This window comes from Algoriphagus mannitolivorans DSM 15301, from assembly GCF_000429425.1.
Lineage (GTDB): Bacteria > Bacteroidota > Bacteroidia > Cytophagales > Cyclobacteriaceae > Algoriphagus > Algoriphagus mannitolivorans.
Genome location: NZ_AUBV01000001.1, coordinates 448817 through 465107, shown reverse-complemented (window position 1 = coordinate 465107; position 16291 = coordinate 448817). Strand labels below are relative to the sequence as shown.

General features: G+C 41.0%; 15 protein-coding genes and 1 tRNA gene. 14 read left to right on the top strand and 2 right to left on the bottom strand.

Annotated features, from left to right (window positions below; all coding sequences use genetic code 11):
• Window positions 1–27 precede the first annotated feature (27 nt).
• The 14 genes from G458_RS0102165 (at window position 28) to G458_RS0102075 (ending at window position 14556) form a co-directional block, all read left to right on the top strand.
• Window positions 28–381: a four helix bundle protein gene (locus tag G458_RS0102165; RefSeq protein ID WP_026950452.1), complete on the top strand. Its 354-nt coding sequence runs from the start codon at window positions 28–30 to the stop codon at window positions 379–381.
• A 54-nt stretch (window positions 382–435) separates the two neighbouring features.
• Window positions 436–1317, top strand: coding sequence for a bifunctional methylenetetrahydrofolate dehydrogenase/methenyltetrahydrofolate cyclohydrolase FolD (gene folD / locus G458_RS0102160; RefSeq protein WP_035467561.1), 882 nt, complete (start codon window positions 436–438; stop codon window positions 1315–1317).
• 79 nt (window positions 1318–1396) lie between these two features.
• Window positions 1397–1480 (top strand) — tRNA-Leu (locus G458_RS0102155).
• A 151-nt stretch (window positions 1481–1631) separates the two neighbouring features.
• Window positions 1632–2174, top strand: coding sequence for a DsrE family protein (locus G458_RS0102150; protein ID WP_026950450.1), 543 nt, complete (start codon window positions 1632–1634; stop codon window positions 2172–2174).
• Window positions 2175–2330: 156 nt separating this feature from the next.
• A complete protein-coding gene (locus G458_RS0102140) occupies window positions 2331–4214 on the top strand; it encodes an amidophosphoribosyltransferase (protein ID WP_026950449.1) in 1884 nt (627 codons plus the stop codon).
• A 126-nt stretch (window positions 4215–4340) separates the two neighbouring features.
• Window positions 4341–5393 carry a M42 family metallopeptidase gene (locus tag G458_RS0102135; protein ID WP_026950448.1) on the top strand — a complete coding sequence of 351 codons (1053 nt, stop codon included), beginning with the start codon at window positions 4341–4343 and terminating at the stop codon, window positions 5391–5393.
• Between the two features lie 192 nt (window positions 5394–5585).
• The gene (locus tag G458_RS0102130; RefSeq protein WP_026950447.1) at window positions 5586–6380 is read left to right on the top strand and encodes a 3-keto-disaccharide hydrolase; all 795 of its coding nucleotides are present in this window, start codon (window positions 5586–5588) and stop codon (window positions 6378–6380) included.
• 48 nt (window positions 6381–6428) lie between these two features.
• Entirely contained in the window at window positions 6429–8066 is a 1638-nt protein-coding gene (locus G458_RS20040; protein ID WP_035467559.1) for a M28 family metallopeptidase, read from the top strand.
• 230 nt (window positions 8067–8296) lie between these two features.
• Window positions 8297–9901, top strand: coding sequence for an Ig-like domain-containing protein (locus tag G458_RS21285; RefSeq protein WP_051286965.1), 1605 nt, complete (start codon window positions 8297–8299; stop codon window positions 9899–9901).
• A gap of 162 nt (window positions 9902–10063) precedes the next feature.
• Complete coding sequence (locus G458_RS0102105) at window positions 10064–10894, top strand: sensor histidine kinase (RefSeq protein WP_026950445.1); 831 nt, start codon at window positions 10064–10066, stop codon at window positions 10892–10894.
• A complete protein-coding gene (locus G458_RS0102100) occupies window positions 10891–11637 on the top strand; it encodes a LytR/AlgR family response regulator transcription factor (protein ID WP_026950444.1) in 747 nt (248 codons plus the stop codon). Before G458_RS0102105 ends, G458_RS0102100 begins: the two co-directional genes overlap by 4 nt.
• Window positions 11638–11898: 261 nt before the next feature.
• Window positions 11899–12690 (top strand): hypothetical protein, encoded by a 792-nt coding sequence (locus G458_RS0102090; RefSeq protein WP_026950443.1) that lies wholly within the window; start codon window positions 11899–11901, stop codon window positions 12688–12690.
• A 5-nt stretch (window positions 12691–12695) separates the two neighbouring features.
• On the top strand, window positions 12696–13361 hold the full coding sequence (locus G458_RS0102085; RefSeq protein WP_026950442.1) for a hypothetical protein: 666 nt from the start codon (window positions 12696–12698) through the stop codon (window positions 13359–13361).
• A 451-nt stretch (window positions 13362–13812) separates the two neighbouring features.
• A complete protein-coding gene (locus tag G458_RS0102075) occupies window positions 13813–14556 on the top strand; it encodes a hypothetical protein (protein ID WP_157359659.1) in 744 nt (247 codons plus the stop codon).
• Window positions 14557–14725: 169 nt separating this feature from the next.
• On the opposite strand, the gene G458_RS0102070 is transcribed toward G458_RS0102075, so the two are convergent.
• Entirely contained in the window at window positions 14726–15286 is a 561-nt protein-coding gene (locus G458_RS0102070) for a pentapeptide repeat-containing protein (RefSeq protein ID WP_026950439.1), read from the bottom strand.
• A 113-nt stretch (window positions 15287–15399) separates the two neighbouring features.
• Entirely contained in the window at window positions 15400–16209 is an 810-nt protein-coding gene (locus G458_RS0102065; RefSeq protein ID WP_035467558.1) for a creatininase family protein, read from the bottom strand.
• Between the last annotated feature and the right edge of the window lie 82 nt (window positions 16210–16291).

Below are 16291 nucleotides of genomic sequence, written 5' to 3'. Positions count from 1 at the left end.
TTTTGAACTTCAAAAATTATTTCCACTATGAAACAGGATATGAATTTGAGGACAAAACAGTTCGCAATTGATGTTTGGTTACTTTGTTCAAAAATTCCTCATTCTCGAGAATACACTAATTATGTCAATCAGCTTTTGCGGAGTTCAAGTTCGGTTGGTGCAAATTTCCGGGCAGTTGGAAGAGCGAAATCGAGGGCTGACTTTATCAATAAATTAAAAATAGTCGAAGAAGAAGCTGACGAAAGTCAATTCTTCTTGGAGCTTATTTTAAAAGTAAATTCTAATCCTGAATTGGTTGTTGAAATTGAGCGATTGATCAAGGAAATAAATGAGATTATAGCAATTGTAGTTTCTAGTTTAAAGACTGCAAGGACTTCTTGAAAAATTGAGGTTCAGGTAGACTTCGTAACTCGTAACTCGTAACTCGTAATTAAAATGATATTAATCGACGGAAAAAAAACCTCCTCCGAAATCAAAAATGAAATCGCCACTCGTGTAGCTGAAATCAAAGCGGAAGGTGGAAAGACTCCTCATTTGGCTGCTGTTTTGGTAGGAAATGATGGCGCTAGCCAAACTTATGTAGGAGCCAAGGTAAAGGCTTGCGAAGAAGTTGGGTTTAAATCAACCCTGGTTCGCTTGGAAGAGACGGTTTCTGAAGAGGAATTGCTTCAAGTGGTGGAGGACATCAACAACAATCTGGATATCGATGGATTGATTGTGCAGCTTCCCTTGCCCAAGCATATTTCTGTTGATAAGGTTACTAATAAAATCCGCCCAGAAAAGGATGTGGATGGTTTTACTCCGGCCAATGTAGGGCGAATGACGCTCAACTGGCCCGCTTATGTGGCCGCTACTCCTTACGGTATTGTGAAATTGCTCAAACGATACAATATTGAAACCTCCGGAAAAAACTGCGTAGTCATTGGAAGAAGCCATATCGTAGGTAGCCCGATGAGTATTTTGATGGCAAGAAACGGTTATCCGGGCAATGCTACTGTGACCTTGACTCATAGTCGCACAAAAAATCTGGCCGAGATCACCAAAACAGCGGATATTCTGATTGTGGCGATCGGTAAACCTGAATTTGTGACTGCCGATATGGTGAAGCCTGGAGCGGTGGTAATTGACGTGGGAATTCATAGAATTGAGGACTCGAGCAAAAAGTCCGGTTTCCGTTTAATTGGCGATGTGAAGTTTGACGAGGTAGCACCTTTGGCTTCCGCAATCACCCCAGTTCCGGGCGGAGTAGGGCCGATGACCATCGCAGCTTTGTTATATAATACCCTTCAATCGGCCGAAAAGAAGGTTTTTGGCTAAATCAGAAAAAAAGTAGAGAAATGATTCAGGAGCTGTTGCTTCCAATAGCTTGGATTTCTACTTTTGCAGACCCTTACCCGCGCATGTGGTGAAACTGGTAGACACGCCACTTTGAGGGGGTGGTGCCCGTTCGGGTGTGGAAGTTCGAATCTTCTCATGCGCACTCAAAAGGCCAATACGTTTTGTATTGGCCTTTTTTTGTTTTTAATCGGGTACGTTTTCGGGCAGAGGATATTGAAATGGCATTGCTTTTTCTTTGAACGGACAATTTCAAGGATGAATTTTTTTTACCTTTTGGCTTCAATTCTATCCCTATGAAATCCCTATTCAAAACCTGCGTATTCCTCCTCTTCCTAGTGGTATCCAGTTTGTCTTTTTCCCAAACCCCTCAGTTTCCGATTGTCAAAGGATATGGAGGGATTTATGAAATCCCTGAGGCTACTGAGAGACCTGATCCATCGAAAGAGTATAAAATCATAGTGGACCTGACCAGTGCAGCCGAGGACAATAAGCAGATTTCAAGATGGGTGGACAATGTGGCTAGAATGATGAATCTTCATGGATTGGCTGGAGTAAGCAAGGAAAACCTGAAAGTCAAAGTTATTATCCATGGGGGAGCTATCTACACCTTACTTACAGACGAGAATTATAAAAAGCGATATGAGGTAGATAATCCGAATATCAAAGTTTTGGAGGCTTTGAAAGAAGGAGGAGCCGATATCATGGTTTGTGGACAATCTTTGATCGCCAGGAATTTGAAGCAAGAGGATCTTTGGCCTGGAGTGAGAATTGCCCATTCTGCTTTGACCACGATCACTACCTATGTGCCACAGGGTTACGTTTTGCTTAAGTTTTGAAGGAATTGACTGATTTTCAATTTGATTGGATTTGGGAATTGAAAATCAAAAAAGCCAAATTTTATCTTTTTAGGAGGGATATTTGGAACTTTTATTCCAAATTTTCTTTTAAAAAGTCATTAAGTTTGTACTCCAATATAACTTCCCTTCCCCTAGATGAGTGATGCCATCAAACATGAATGCGGAATAGCGATGATCCGCCTTCGCAAGCCAGCCCAATATTACATTGATAAATACGGGACGGCTTCTTACGCAGCAAGCAGATTGTATGTCCTCATGCAAAAGCAGCTAAACCGAGGTCAGGATGGTGCTGGAGTCGCAAATATCAAAATCAACACCCTTCCGGGTACACGCTACATCAGTCGATATCGCTCGGTCGAGCCCTCTGCGGTGAATGATATCTTTGAGAAAATCAACAAAAAACTCAAAAAGGCAAAAAAAATCGGAGGGAACGACGCCTTGTATGATGCAGAGTGGCTAAAGGAGAATATCGCATTTTCCGGTGAGGTATGGCTTGGACATCTGCGATATGGTACACACGGAGAAAACAGTATCGAAACCTGCCACCCGTTTCTGAAGCAGAACAACTGGAGGAGTAGAAATTTGGTCATGGCGGGTAACTTCAACATGACGAATAATGAAGAACTTTTTAGCAAGTTGGTTCAACTAGGCCAGCATCCTAAAGAAAAAACCGACACGGTCACGGTGATGGAAAAGGTCGGACACTTTTTGGACGAAGAAAATCAGCGTCTTTTCGACAAATACAAGCATCAATATTCCAATGAGCAGATCACTCATCTGATTGAAGATGAATTGGACGTCGCCAGAATTCTGAGAAGATCATGCAGGGATTTTGACGGTGGTTATGCCATGGCAGGAATGATCGGTAACGGCTCGGCCTTCGTGGTGAGGGATCCTTCCGGTATCCGACCTGCATTTTATTATGCAGACGATGAGGTGGTCGTCATCGCCTCCGAGAAGCCAGCGATTAAATCCGCATTTAATATTGACTTCAAGGCTATTAAAGAGATCAAACCCGGACATGCCATCGTGATCAATAAGGATGGTTCCTTTGCAGAAGAGGAGATTTTACCGGCTAGAGAAAAGAAATCCTGTTCATTTGAACGGATCTATTTCTCCAGAGGAACGGATCCGAATATTTATCAGGAAAGAAAAAATCTGGGCAAAGCCTTGATCCCGCAGATCCTGAAGGCGATAGATTTCGACCTGAAAAACACTGTATTTTCCTATATCCCGAATACTGCCGAGACGGCCTTTTATGGCATGATCGAAGGTTTGGAGGACTATTTGGTCTCCAAGCGTAAAGAGGTGTTTTTGGAAGGAAAACCCCATGTGGGAGAGTTGGATGAATTGCTGAGCTTCCGCCCAAGAGTGGAAAAACTGGTCAGCAAGGATGTCAAACTTCGAACATTCATTACCAGCGACGAGGATCGGGATACTATGGTGTCCAGCGTGTACGATACCACCTATGAAGTGATTCGCCCAGGAGTGGATACTTTGGTTGTAATTGATGACAGCATTGTGCGCGGGACGACTTTGGAAAAGAGCATCCTGACTACCCTAGATCGCTTGAATCCCAAGAAAATTGTGATTGTGTCTTCCGCACCTCAGATTCGCTTTCCGGATTGTTACGGAATAGACATGTCCAGGATGAAAGAATTCATCGCTTTCCGTGCTGCGATTGCTTTGATCAAAGAACGGAAAATGGAAAACGTTTTGGACGAGGTCTATGACAAGTGTGTGGCCCAGCCCAACTCTATGGAGAATTTTGTGAAGGGCGTTTATAGCAACTTTACGGATGAAGAGATTTCCGACAAAGTTGCGGAGATCGTGACTACACCGGAGATCCGTGCGGAAGTGAAAGTGATTTTCCAAACTGTAGATAACCTGCATAAGTGTATTCCAAACCACCTAGGCGACTGGTATTTTACAGGGGATTATCCGACTACCGGCGGTATGCGTGTGGTGAACCGGGCCTTTGCCAATTACATGGAAGGGAAGACGGTGAGGGCGTATTAATAATTCAAGGATTTCAATATTCTGGAAAGGCACAAAGATTTTTTCTTTGTGCCTTTTTCCATTTTTGGCCGTGGTTCTTGGATTCAAAATTTCTATTTTCAACCAAAAATTGAATTATTATTTATAATGGAAATAAACGTCCCTCTTCTTAAACAAATCTGTGAAATCGCCGGCGCTCCGGGTTTTGAAAAACGAGTTCGTGATCTTGTAATTGACTTAGTCACGCCTCTAGCCGATGAAGTCAAAACCGATAATCTGGGCAATGTCATTGCCATCAAAAAGGGCAAGAGAAACCCGGACGGAAAGCGAGTGATGGTCGCCGCGCATATGGATGAGATTGGTTTTATCGTCACCCATATTGACGACCAGGGATTTTTGAGATTTCATACTTTGGGTGGATTCGATCCCAAGACCCTGACTGCACAGCGGGTGATTGTCCATGGGAAAAAGGACCTGATCGGGGTCATGGGCAGCAAACCCATCCATGTGATGAGTCAAGAGGAGCGCGACAAACTTCCCAAAACCACCGACTTTTTCATCGATCTGGGAATGCCCAAAGAGGAAGTGGAAAAGTATGTGACCATTGGAGATCCGGTGACCCGGGATCGGGAACTGATCGAGATGGGGGATTGTGTCAACTGCAAATCTATAGACAACCGGGTAGCGGTATTTATCCTGATTGAGGCCTTGAAAAAGCTGAAAAATCCCGCTTACGATGTCTATGCTACTTTTACGGTGCAGGAGGAAGTGGGGCTTCGTGGAGCCAATGTTGCGGCCCACGGGATTAATCCGGATTTTGGGATTGCCTTGGATACAACCATTGCATTTGATGTGCCCGGAGCTTCAGCTCACGAAAAAGTCACAGAATTAGGAAAAGGAACCGCCATCAAAATCATGGATGCGATGACGATCTGTGATTACCGTATGGTGGAGTTTATGAAGCAAACTGCTACCAAGGAAGCCATCAATTGGCAACCGGAAATCCTGACTGCTGGAGGCACAGATACCGCAGGAGTGCAGCGAATGGGTAAGCAGGGAGCGATTGCCGGAGCGATTTCAATCCCAACCCGTCATCTGCATCAGGTGATTGAGATGGCACACAAAAAAGATATTGCTGATTCGATTTCCCTTTTGGTGGCTTGTCTAGAGCAGGTTGATGGATACGATTGGAAACATTAAATTCAAACCCTCCAAGGGTTTTAAACCCTTGGAGGGTTTCTTTGATCCCTTCTACCTTCAACATTCATCATTCAGCGTTCGATATTGAAGATTTAAATATCGAATATCGAATATCGAATATCGAATATCGAATAAAGAACATCGAAGTTAGTAATCCTCACAGACCACTTTTTTTCTTAACTTCTAAAGCTTATGAAACAGCTCATCCCTATCTTTTTTCTCATTCTTTTTATCTCCTGCCAAAAAGCCGAGAAAGAAGCAACTTCATCCCAGGCTGAGGAACCTGAATGGCAAGAACTATTCAACGGAAAGGATCTCGCAGGCTGGATTCCCAAAATCCATCACCATGAAGTAGGGGAAAATTATGCCAATACCTTTCGTGTGGAAGATGGAGCGATTGAAGTGAATTATGACGGATATGGAGATTTTGAAGATCGATTTGGACACTTGTTCTATGAAAAGCCCTTTTCCCGATTTCATCTCGTTTGGGAGTATCGGTTTACCGAGCAGTTTCTGGAAACTGCGCCTAGCTACACCTATCGTAATTCCGGGGTGATGTTTCATTCCCAGGCTCCTGAGACGATTTTGAAAGAACAGGATTGGCCCATATCTGTGGAATATCAGATGCTAGCGGAGGAAAAAGAAGGGGAAGCCAGGCCAACTGGAAATATGTGCAGTCCCGGCACAGATGTGGTTTTCGAAGGAAAAATGGACGACCGACATTGCATTAATTCCAGTTCGCCCACTTTCCAATGGGACGAATGGGTGAAAGCCGAATTGATCGTCTATGGAGATTCGATTGTGCATCATTTAGTGAATGGAGACACGGTTTTGACCTACAGCTTTCCGCAGATTGGCGGAGGTGTAGCAAATCGTTTTGATCCTTCGATTAAGGTAGATGGAACTCCGCTTCAGTCTGGATATATTGGTCTGCAGAGTGAGGGTCAGGGAGTCCTGTTTAAAAATATCCGAATCCGGGAGCTTTGATTATCAAACCTTCAGCCTAAATTTCACTAGCCAAACAAAACTTTTACCATGTACAAAAATCTAATTTATTTCGGGCTAGCCCTATCGTTTTTGACAGGCTGCGCCCAAGAAGAAACCCATTATCAATTTCAGGTTTCTGATCTCGAGCCCAACCTGATCAAACTCGCTTCGGATGAATTTCAGGGGCGTAGACCTTTCACTGAAGGGGAAAAAATCACCACCGCTTTTCTGGAAACAGAATTCAAAAATCTAGGACTGGAGCCCGGAAATGGAGATTCCTACTATCAGGATGTGCCTATGGTTTCCATTGTCAGCAAGTCTGCTGAGACCATGGAGCTGAAGAATTCAAGTTCTTCCGTTTCGCTAACCGGTTTCCAAGACTTTGTGATCTGGACCCAGAAAACCGATTCTTTGGTAGAAATCAAAGATGCGGAAGTAGTATTTGCAGGTTTTGGGATTGTAGCTCCGGAGTATGGCTGGAATGATTACGCAGGACTAGATGTCAAAGGGAAAATCGTAGTCGTACTGGTTAATGATCCTGGTTTTGGAACCGAGGACGCTACCTTTTTCAAGGGGAATACCATGACTTACTATGGACGCTGGACTTATAAGTATGAAGAAGCTGCCCGGCAAGGAGCTTTGGGTTGTCTGATCGTACACAATACCATCCCCGCAGGTTATGGATTCAATGTAGTTCAGGGAAAGCACCATCAACCGATTTTGTATCTGGATGATCGGGGAAAGGAAAATTACAAGCTAGGCGTTGAGGGTTGGTTGACTTTGCCTTCAGCCAAGAAACTTTTTGAATTGGCAGGAAAAAATGACTCAGAACTTTTGGCTGCAGCCAGAAAGCAAGGTTTTCAAGGAGAGTCTTTGGGAGTGAATTTGACCACTTCCATTCAAGTCGAAGCAGAATACAATGTTTCCCAGAATGTGGTTGCCAAGCTAACTGGAAAGACCAAACCCGAGGAATTCATCATTTACACCGCGCATTGGGATCATTTTGGAATTGGAAAACCGGATGAAACTGGAGATAGCATTTACAATGGTGCCTTGGACAATGCTTCCGGAACTGCAGCGCTTTTGGCTTTGGCCAAGGCCTATGCAACGGATGAAAAGCCGGATCGTTCAGTCATTTTCTTGGCAGTTACCGCAGAGGAGCAGGGACTTTGGGGTTCGGCCTACTATGCTGAAAACCCGATTTATCCTCTGGAAAAAACCGTGGCTAATATCAACATGGATGGAATCAATCCTTACGGGAAGATGAAAGATGTCTCAATAATCGGTGTAGGCCAATCCGAAATGGAAGATTTGCTCAATGTGGAACTGGAAAAACTGGGTCGCTACAGCGCGCCCGAGCCTAACCCGGTTGCCGGCTACTACTTTCGATCCGACCATTTTAATTTTGCCAAAGTCGGAGTGCCAGCCCTTTATTTTGGAACAGGAATAGACCATTTCGAAAAAGGAAAAGAATACGGTAAATCACTCCAAGATGAATACGTGGCAGTCTACTACCACAAGCCTTCAGACGAATACGATACCAGTAGATGGAATCTGGATGGGGCAGTGGACGATGTGCAGGTGCTTTACAACGTTGGTAAAAGTCTAGCCAACTCGGACAAATGGCCGGGTTGGAAAGAAGGATCGGAGTTTAAGGCGGTGCGGGATGGATATATGAAAAGATAAATGATATAAAGGTCTGTGCAAACAGACCTTTTTTTTGAGCTTCTAACTATTTTTTCCAACATTTTGAAACTTGCCAAATTCTTTCTTTTACCTGCCGAAATCTAATTGCCTCTCCCAAGGCTGAGTTAAAAAATCTAATTTTTATTAACCTTAAAAACCCCTTTAAATCTAGTTGTAGAAAGGGTAGAGATAGGGAAACTCAGTTATACTAACTTTTAAATTCTAATCTCATGAAAAATTTTAATGTCAAAACCAGAAATCAGTTTCTGGGAAGAAGCTTTCTAGGAAAATCAAAAAAGGTTTTCTACTTATTCGTTTTGGTCATTTTGTCCTCCTGTGCAGAGGTATTGATGTGGCAAAATACTCCAAATCAAGATATAGCTTCAAAACTTCAAGATGATGCCTTTGGAGTTTGGGATGGAGCCCATGGAGGTATTGAAGGGTTTTATTTCTTGCCTCCAATCGTAAAGGAACCATCCTTTATTGGTGAATTTGATCCAAATCTTAGCCCAGTATTAGAAATAGGTGTTGATAAAGATTTTACACAAATATTGGGAACGGTGGAATTGGGCAACTCGGTTTCTTCTATCCTGCTGAATGAAATTGACCAGCAATATCAATTCAATTGGAATATTGGGAGTTTTGGAGAGTCGGCGAATAAACACTTCCGCATTCGGGTAAGAGTAGGAGATATGGTTCTTGGATACGCAGATTTTTTCATTGTTCAGAAATCAAATCAAAAAGTTGGGGCTGGATTAATTAAAGCAGTTATAAATCAGACTGTTCCCATCAAATTCAGGATTGAAAAAAATATTGCCAGTTCAATGGAAATTGATCCCGAGGAAGCAATAATTAAAGTTGGAGATGAAATTGAGTTTCAGGCGAAAGTTTTGGACTTGCATGGTCAGGAGATAAATGGTTTAAGTATCTATTGGGCATCAGAAAACGAATCAGTAGCGACTATATCCCAAGATGGAGTAGCGATGGGTGTAGAAGAAGGCCAGACCAATATTTGGGCATCTTATTCCTATTTGACGGCAAGTGCATCAATTGCTGTAGAAAGAGGTGACACCCCACCTCCTCCGGGTAGGGATATTGTGGTTTTCAATGACGTAAACATCTTCGATAATTTTGCCCTGGAGTCCGACGTGAATAATGTAGTCATGCTAAGAAATTTAGTCAATTACACCTCCACCGGCCTTCGTTCTACCGCTAAAAAAGTTTGGTTGGACTGTGGGAAAAACTCCAGATACCCTTTCTTTTGCAGTGAGTTTACTAGATTCAAAGAGGTAATTGAAGGAGAAGGTTACTCAGTTCAAACTATTTCCTCTCCCACCAACTCTATAATCGGGATAGATCCAGAAGTAAAGGTTTTATTTCTTATCCTGCCTTTGGTAAATTATACCCTTGAGGAAGTAAACTCTCTTAAACAATTTGCCGAGGAAGGCGGAAGGATAATCTTTGTAGGTGAATATCTGGAATTCTATACCTCCCAAGGAATCCAGGTGGAAAATAACCTTCTCATAAATCTTGGCGCAGAGTTAAGAAATGTCGGCAATGCTGTGGATTGTAATTACACCTTGCTTCCAAATACCTCCCTCAGACCCAATCAGATTACTAATGGGATGACAGGTTTAACAGTGGCCTGTGCCTCGGTGATCGTTCCAGGGCCCAATGATTTTCCATTATTCTTTGATACAGGAAACTCCCTACTATTAGCAGGTGTTGCCGCTATCAATACCACTCCTATTTCTAATTTGCAAACTGCGAGACTCTTGCCATCAGTTTCTTCAGCAAGATTAGATTCAAATCTTTCCACTACAGGCAAAGATTGAATAAGAACTCAATATTGATTACGCCAAAAGGCTGGGTTTTGAAACTCAGCCTTTTTCTTTTTTCATATAAATTTTTTCATAGTCAGAAATATCAAGTTGAAGTATTGTTAAACTTGATTGATATTCAATATCTTATTGTGCCATTCTACCCTAACCATTTTTATGATTCAATTTTTATTGGGATTAATTCAGGAAAATAATCTGTCGGATTCATTGGAAGAATCAGCACAGGCTTCTGTGGATGTGTCCCAAGCTTTGGTCTTAGGTCTGATTCCAGTGGTTTTAGCCTTCGCTTTTATCATTTTTGTGATTTACCGGTCCAGAAGAGAAGCGGATGTTCGAAGAAAAGAAACCGAACTTCGATTGAGCAAAGCAGAAGGGGAATTGAAAGCCCTAAGAGCCCAAATCAACCCTCATTTTATTTTCAATTGCCTCAATTCCATTCATCATTTTATCCAAACACAGGAACCCAAACTAGCTAGTGAATACTTGATCAAGTTTTCAAAACTGATTCGCTATGTATTAGAGAGTTCCTCGAAAAACTGGGTGACTTTGGAAGAGGAATTAGAGGCAAATTCCATTTACCTGCAATTGGAGCAGCTGCGACTAAACCAAGCTTTTCAGTTCGAATTTAAATGTCAAAACATAGCTAATCCAGACCGGATTTTTATTCCCCCAATGTTAATTCAACCTTTTTTAGAAAATGCCGTTTGGCATGGGCTCAGTCAGGAGGGCAGGATCCAAATGGAATTCCAACCCAATGGAGGAACCCATTTAATCTGTAAAATCAGCGATGAAGGGCAAGCACGGATTGAAAAACCGGAATATGACCTCAGCAAACTGGTCAAAAAAAGTAGTTTGGGCGTGCAGTTGATGGAGGAGCGATTCAAGAATTTGACAGAATTAAGAGGCCTGAAGGCTGGATTTGAACTAGAAGAAAGCGAGTCAGGAGGAAGGGTAGTGACCTTAAAAATCCCCATGGAAGAAGAATGAGCAAGAAATATCGAGTAATATTAATTGAAGACGAATCCAAGGCCAGGGAGCAATTGAAGACTTTGGTGACTGGGTATTCGGAATTTGAAGTTGTCGGAGAAGCTGGAAGTCTAGCGGAAGCTGATCAGATTTGTCAATCCTTGAAACCGGAGTTGGTTTTTTGTGATGTGATGCTACCTGGAGGGACTATTTTCGACTGGTTACTCAATTTGAAAAAGATCGATTTCGACTTGATCTTCATCACTTCTTTTCAGGATTTTGCCATTCAGGCCTTTCGATTAGCTGCAGTGGATTACCTGCTCAAGCCTCTGGATCCAGCGGATTTTCAGGCAGCAATCGGACGGTTTTTGGAGAAAAAAGAAAGTCAGGTCGCTCAAATTCAGTCTTTGCTTCAGAATCTTAAGGCTCCCAAAGAGAAAGTCAAAATCGCTTTGCCTACTCTACATGGCTACTTGTTTGTAGAAATTAAAGAAGTTATCCGCTGTGAGTCAGACAATACCTACACCACCTTTTTCTTGAAGGACAAGCGGAAAATTTTGGTGTCCCGCACTCTCAAAGAGGTAGAAAGTATGCTGGAAAGCTATGGTTTTTTCCGGGTGCACAATTCTCACCTGATCAATATGGAAGAGGTTACGGAGTATTTAAAGGGAGAAGGCGGACAGGTAAAGCTCAGTGACGGAAGCACAGTGGATGTATCGAGGAGAAGAAAGGAGGAGTTTTTGGAGAAAGTGAAAAGTTTTTGAATGATAAGAAATCATGCATTGGTATGACTAATCTGGTTTGGAAACTGATCCAAGTCTCACTTTCTAAGGGGGCTTGAGGATTTTCAAACTTGGTTAGGATAGTGGGAAAATAGGATTTGCCAAAATCTGGTTCAGATTCACCGAAATCTGATTTATGGTTTTATTGGAAAGGAAGAAAAGTCAGCTTGAAGAGACTTTTCACAAAGGGAAAAAGAATAAGGGTGATTTGACTTCCCACCGGACCAAGGAAAACTTATTGGGGTGATTAAGCAATTTTCCGGAGGTATTTTTTCCGGGTTTACATCTAATTTAAGAACTATGAAAAAAATGATGTTATCTGATTTTGTTTCTTACCAAAAAGCAGGACAATACATGGGGAACCTGCCGGACACAAAATATCCACCCAATAAAAAACAATACTTATGTGGTGGAACTTTTACTATTTCAAACTTTTGGTATTGGGCAAATTTACCAGGGTTTTCTGGATTAATGTTTTGGTACGGTTTAGATCCAAACCAACCTGATGGACAATGTTTTGTCGGAGTTGAGCCGAAATTTAATTTTTTATACGACGAAAATTCAGTAAGTACTTATAAGCCTAGCGCTGATATCTTTGTCTGTCCTGGGCTTGAATTTAATTTCTCCTTACCTATACGAAGAGACTTTGAGAGATTTTTGAGGAACGACAAAAGACCGGTTCCAATTTTGGATAGAATTATATCTAAATCAAATATGCAAGGTTACAATGCGAATTTTTTACAGAATTCATTCTATAAGGAGAATCATAAATATGGAATGGCTTATTTTTCAGATTTCATTGAAGATCAACCTCAAGTTAAATCCTTTCTAAAGTATTTTGTAACCCAGGGAGAAGTAGCCTTTCTGAGATATTATTTGGGTTTTGAAGAAACCTCGAAAGGAAAGTTTCTTAGGCTAATTTTAGTCCCAGTAGATGAAAAAGGGAAAAATACGGAGGTTGTAACTGTATCAAATCGTTTTTTTAATGATGTTCAGTTACTCCAAAAGTCTTGGCCACCTCCACCGAATTCCTGATTTCTATGCTGAATCAACTTCCCATTCAAGAAATCTCCACTTTTGCTATTTGGATTCCTATGATCTTGGCAGGAATGCGTTGGAAAACAGGCGATCAAAAGATCCGCCTGTTTTTTGTATTTCTGCTATTTGGGGTAATTACAGATGGGTTTGGCTGGCTGGTTTATGGGATATTAGAAAATCTAGAAATCGGGAATTACCATGCGTATTTGCTGTACTTCTACCTTTGGTTTGAAGCCTTATTTTTTATCTGGGTAGTTTTTGAGTTTCTAGAGACAAAGAGAAACACCTTTTGGAAAAGGGTACTTTGGATAGGAATATCAATTCTCTTTTTGATAGAGGGGGTTATCCGTTTCGGTTTTGGTAATCCCATGGATATTTATACTTCATTTATTGTCTCCGGGGTGTTGGTGCTTAATGCATTTTTAATGGCTTTTGCCTTACTCGGTTTGGCAGAGAAAAATGGGGAAATCATGCGAGATCCCTGGTTTTGGATCTTATCCGGAATATTCTTTTACAGCTTTTCAGTCTTTTTTATCGATATGCTTACCTATACCGCCATCGGTCCGGAACTCTGGAAATTCCGGACACTTCTGAACATGATCCAGTATGTGTTTTTTGTGGTGGGGCTTATGAGAATTGCCAATTCTCAATTATCAATGACCAATTGACAATTATCAATGACCATGGATCAAGCTTAATTGGCAGTACTCATTGAACCTTGAAAATTGGGTTTAATAATTGACCATTGAGTTTGATAACCCTAGTTTTTAGATCCTCTCCGGGATTTTTTTCTAATCCTTCGTGACGTTTTTTATCGATCTGATCGCTCACGCCGAGATCATTCACCAAGTTTGGAAACTGCGCAATCTGTATCAGTTTTGGATTTTTGTGATGAATAAGGAAAAAAATGACCAAATTCTAATAGAATGTTGCCAGAATCTAATTTATGATTGAATGCTTAATTATTTTAAAATAAAATTAAAATGATTTTAAATTAAAGCGATAAGAAAGATTAAAAATTTCTTTGTTGTATTTTAATGTATGAGTTTGATAAAAATATAAATCTAGTTAGGGTGAAATTTAATTTTTGTAAACGGACTTAATAAAACGAAATTTAAAATGAAAAAAATAAGTAATTTGTTTCTTGCCTGCATATTGATGTTTCTGATTTCTGGTAAATTTTCATACTCACAAACTAAAATAAGTAAATCGGAATTTCAAAAAATACTAGATAGTGATCAATTTTTAATTGCGAATTCGAAGTTTGTTGAGGGTAGAGGTATTTGGAAATTTGAAGGATGGGAAGGTGATAATTATTCGATTTTTGATGTGACTGTAAATAAAGATGATGTAATTAAGGAAGATTATAGCCCAAAGTTTTATTCACCAAAGTTTTCAATTCTTTCAGTTCCCATTAAATTAAGACCAGATCTTTCTTATTCGAATAAGGAATTAGCAAAAAATGTAGATAGACCTATGGAGGGTGGAATCGATATCAAAAACATCTATTTAGGAGTGAATTTTTTAAACTTAACTAGAGATAGGTATTTTTCATTTGGAACATCAAGTACTCATAGGTTTTCAATTGGAGGGTTGCTTGGATTTACTGCCATTCCTCTAACAAAGGATAACATAAATATGGAAAATGAGAATGATTTTAAGGATGTAACCCAAGTATTTTTCTCATCTGGAGTCAATGTTAATTATTCTTATAATAATGTTAATTTTTCTTTTGTTCCTTTTGGATGGGATTTTGGTTTAGACAACGTTGGAAGAAGTTATGTTTACCATGGAAAAAGATGGTGGGGTTTGGGAATTGGGATAAATTTGAGCCGAATGGGTATGCCTTTTGGAATGAATTAAGAAAGAACGATTCTTACCAAATTCTCCCCCAAACCTGCCGAATTCTAATTCTCGCTCTTTAATTATATTCAGTGTCTGCAATTTCATCTTGCAGGCACTTTTTTGCTTTTGAGGCATGGGGATTTCATGGAATATTGATCATTGAGTTTGCACATTGAAAATTGCTCATTTATCCAATCTTAATCCCCCACTTCCCTAACAAACCCGGCAATCCCTCCAGATCAAATCTAGCTCCTTTGACTTTGTTGATTTCGGGATCGAGACGATAGTGAATGGCTTCCCTGAAATCAGCTTTTTCCAGATTCGTTCGGTCAAAGACGGTTCCGCTGAGATCTGAACCCGAAAAACTGGCACCGCTGAGATCAGTTTGAGAAAAGTCTACTTCCAGCAATCGACAGTTTTGGAAGATGGATTTTTTGAGTTGGAGATTGAAAAAATTGCAGTAGTCCAACTGGCAGTTTTGGAAATTGAATTCCAACAAAAAGGGATTAGCTGAATTGAAGTGCACACCCAAGACTTTGCATCGCTCAAACTTGACTTTTTGAAAGCTTACCCCCGAAACTTTAGCATTGCTTAGGTCGCAATCCTTGAAAGAACAATTCTCAAAACTGGCTCCATGAAAATTGAAGTTGGAAAAATTGCAGCCTAGAAATGTGCAATGGTCATATTCTCCAATCTGAAAATCTGAAGCAGTAAGGTTTTGGAAGGTTTGGTCGGAGAAGAGGGTCATTTTGAATTAAATCCTGTTCAAGATCACTTCGGTATTCATCATTCAGTGTTCAATATTCGATATTTCTTAGTCTTAATAAAGAACATCGAACGCTGAATATCGAATGTCGAAGATTATAAACCGGCCAAATCCCACTTTCGAATCGTCTCCTGAATCAGCTTCAGCACTTTTGCATTCACTTTTTCGAAGTATTCCTTGGCTTGCTTTTCGTCAAAATTGGGATAGCCTTGGCCTTCTTGATACAAGCCGATGGAGGATGGGAAAGGCACTGCAGACCAGGTATTAGGCTTAGGATAGGCAGTAGCTTGATCCGGGTTATATCTTTCTTTATGCACTAAAGTCGGATCAATCGCTTGGATATAAGCCGTTTCATTCAATCCGGCATGTCCTCCGTCTTCCTTGAATACCTCCAAAGTCACATCCGAGGCATACGACCACCAATTGATCACCAAAGTCCGAACACCCAGTTCATTCGCCACCTCTGCGGCTACTTTCTGCAAAACGGCAGTTTGTCCTCCTCCGTGTCCGTTGAGGATGATGATGTTTTTGAATTTGTTTTTAGCTAGTCCTTTTAAAATATCCTTGATAAATGGGGCATAGGCCTCTTCACTGATTTGAAAAGCACCGGGATAGGCAGCCATGGAACCGGTAATTCCATAGTTCAGTGTGGGTGCGATCATCGCATTCAGGTCCTCGGCGATGCCCTTTGCCATGGCAAAAGGAGCGGTATTGTCGGCGCCGTTATTGATGACTCCATGAGGCTCGAGTGTGCCTGTCGGGAGGAGGACGGTATTGATTTTCTCAGGGATAAATTCCGCAAATTCCATCCAGTTGATCCGGTCCATTTCTCGGGTGGAGGGACTTTGAGAGAAAGCTGAAATTTGAATAGAAAAAGCGAAAAGGATTAGAAAAGAAAATTTCATTTGGAGTTTGATGATTGTATGTCCTGAAGATAAAAAATCTAAAATAGGGAATTGAAAAAGCCTTCCAATTTTGGAAGGCTTT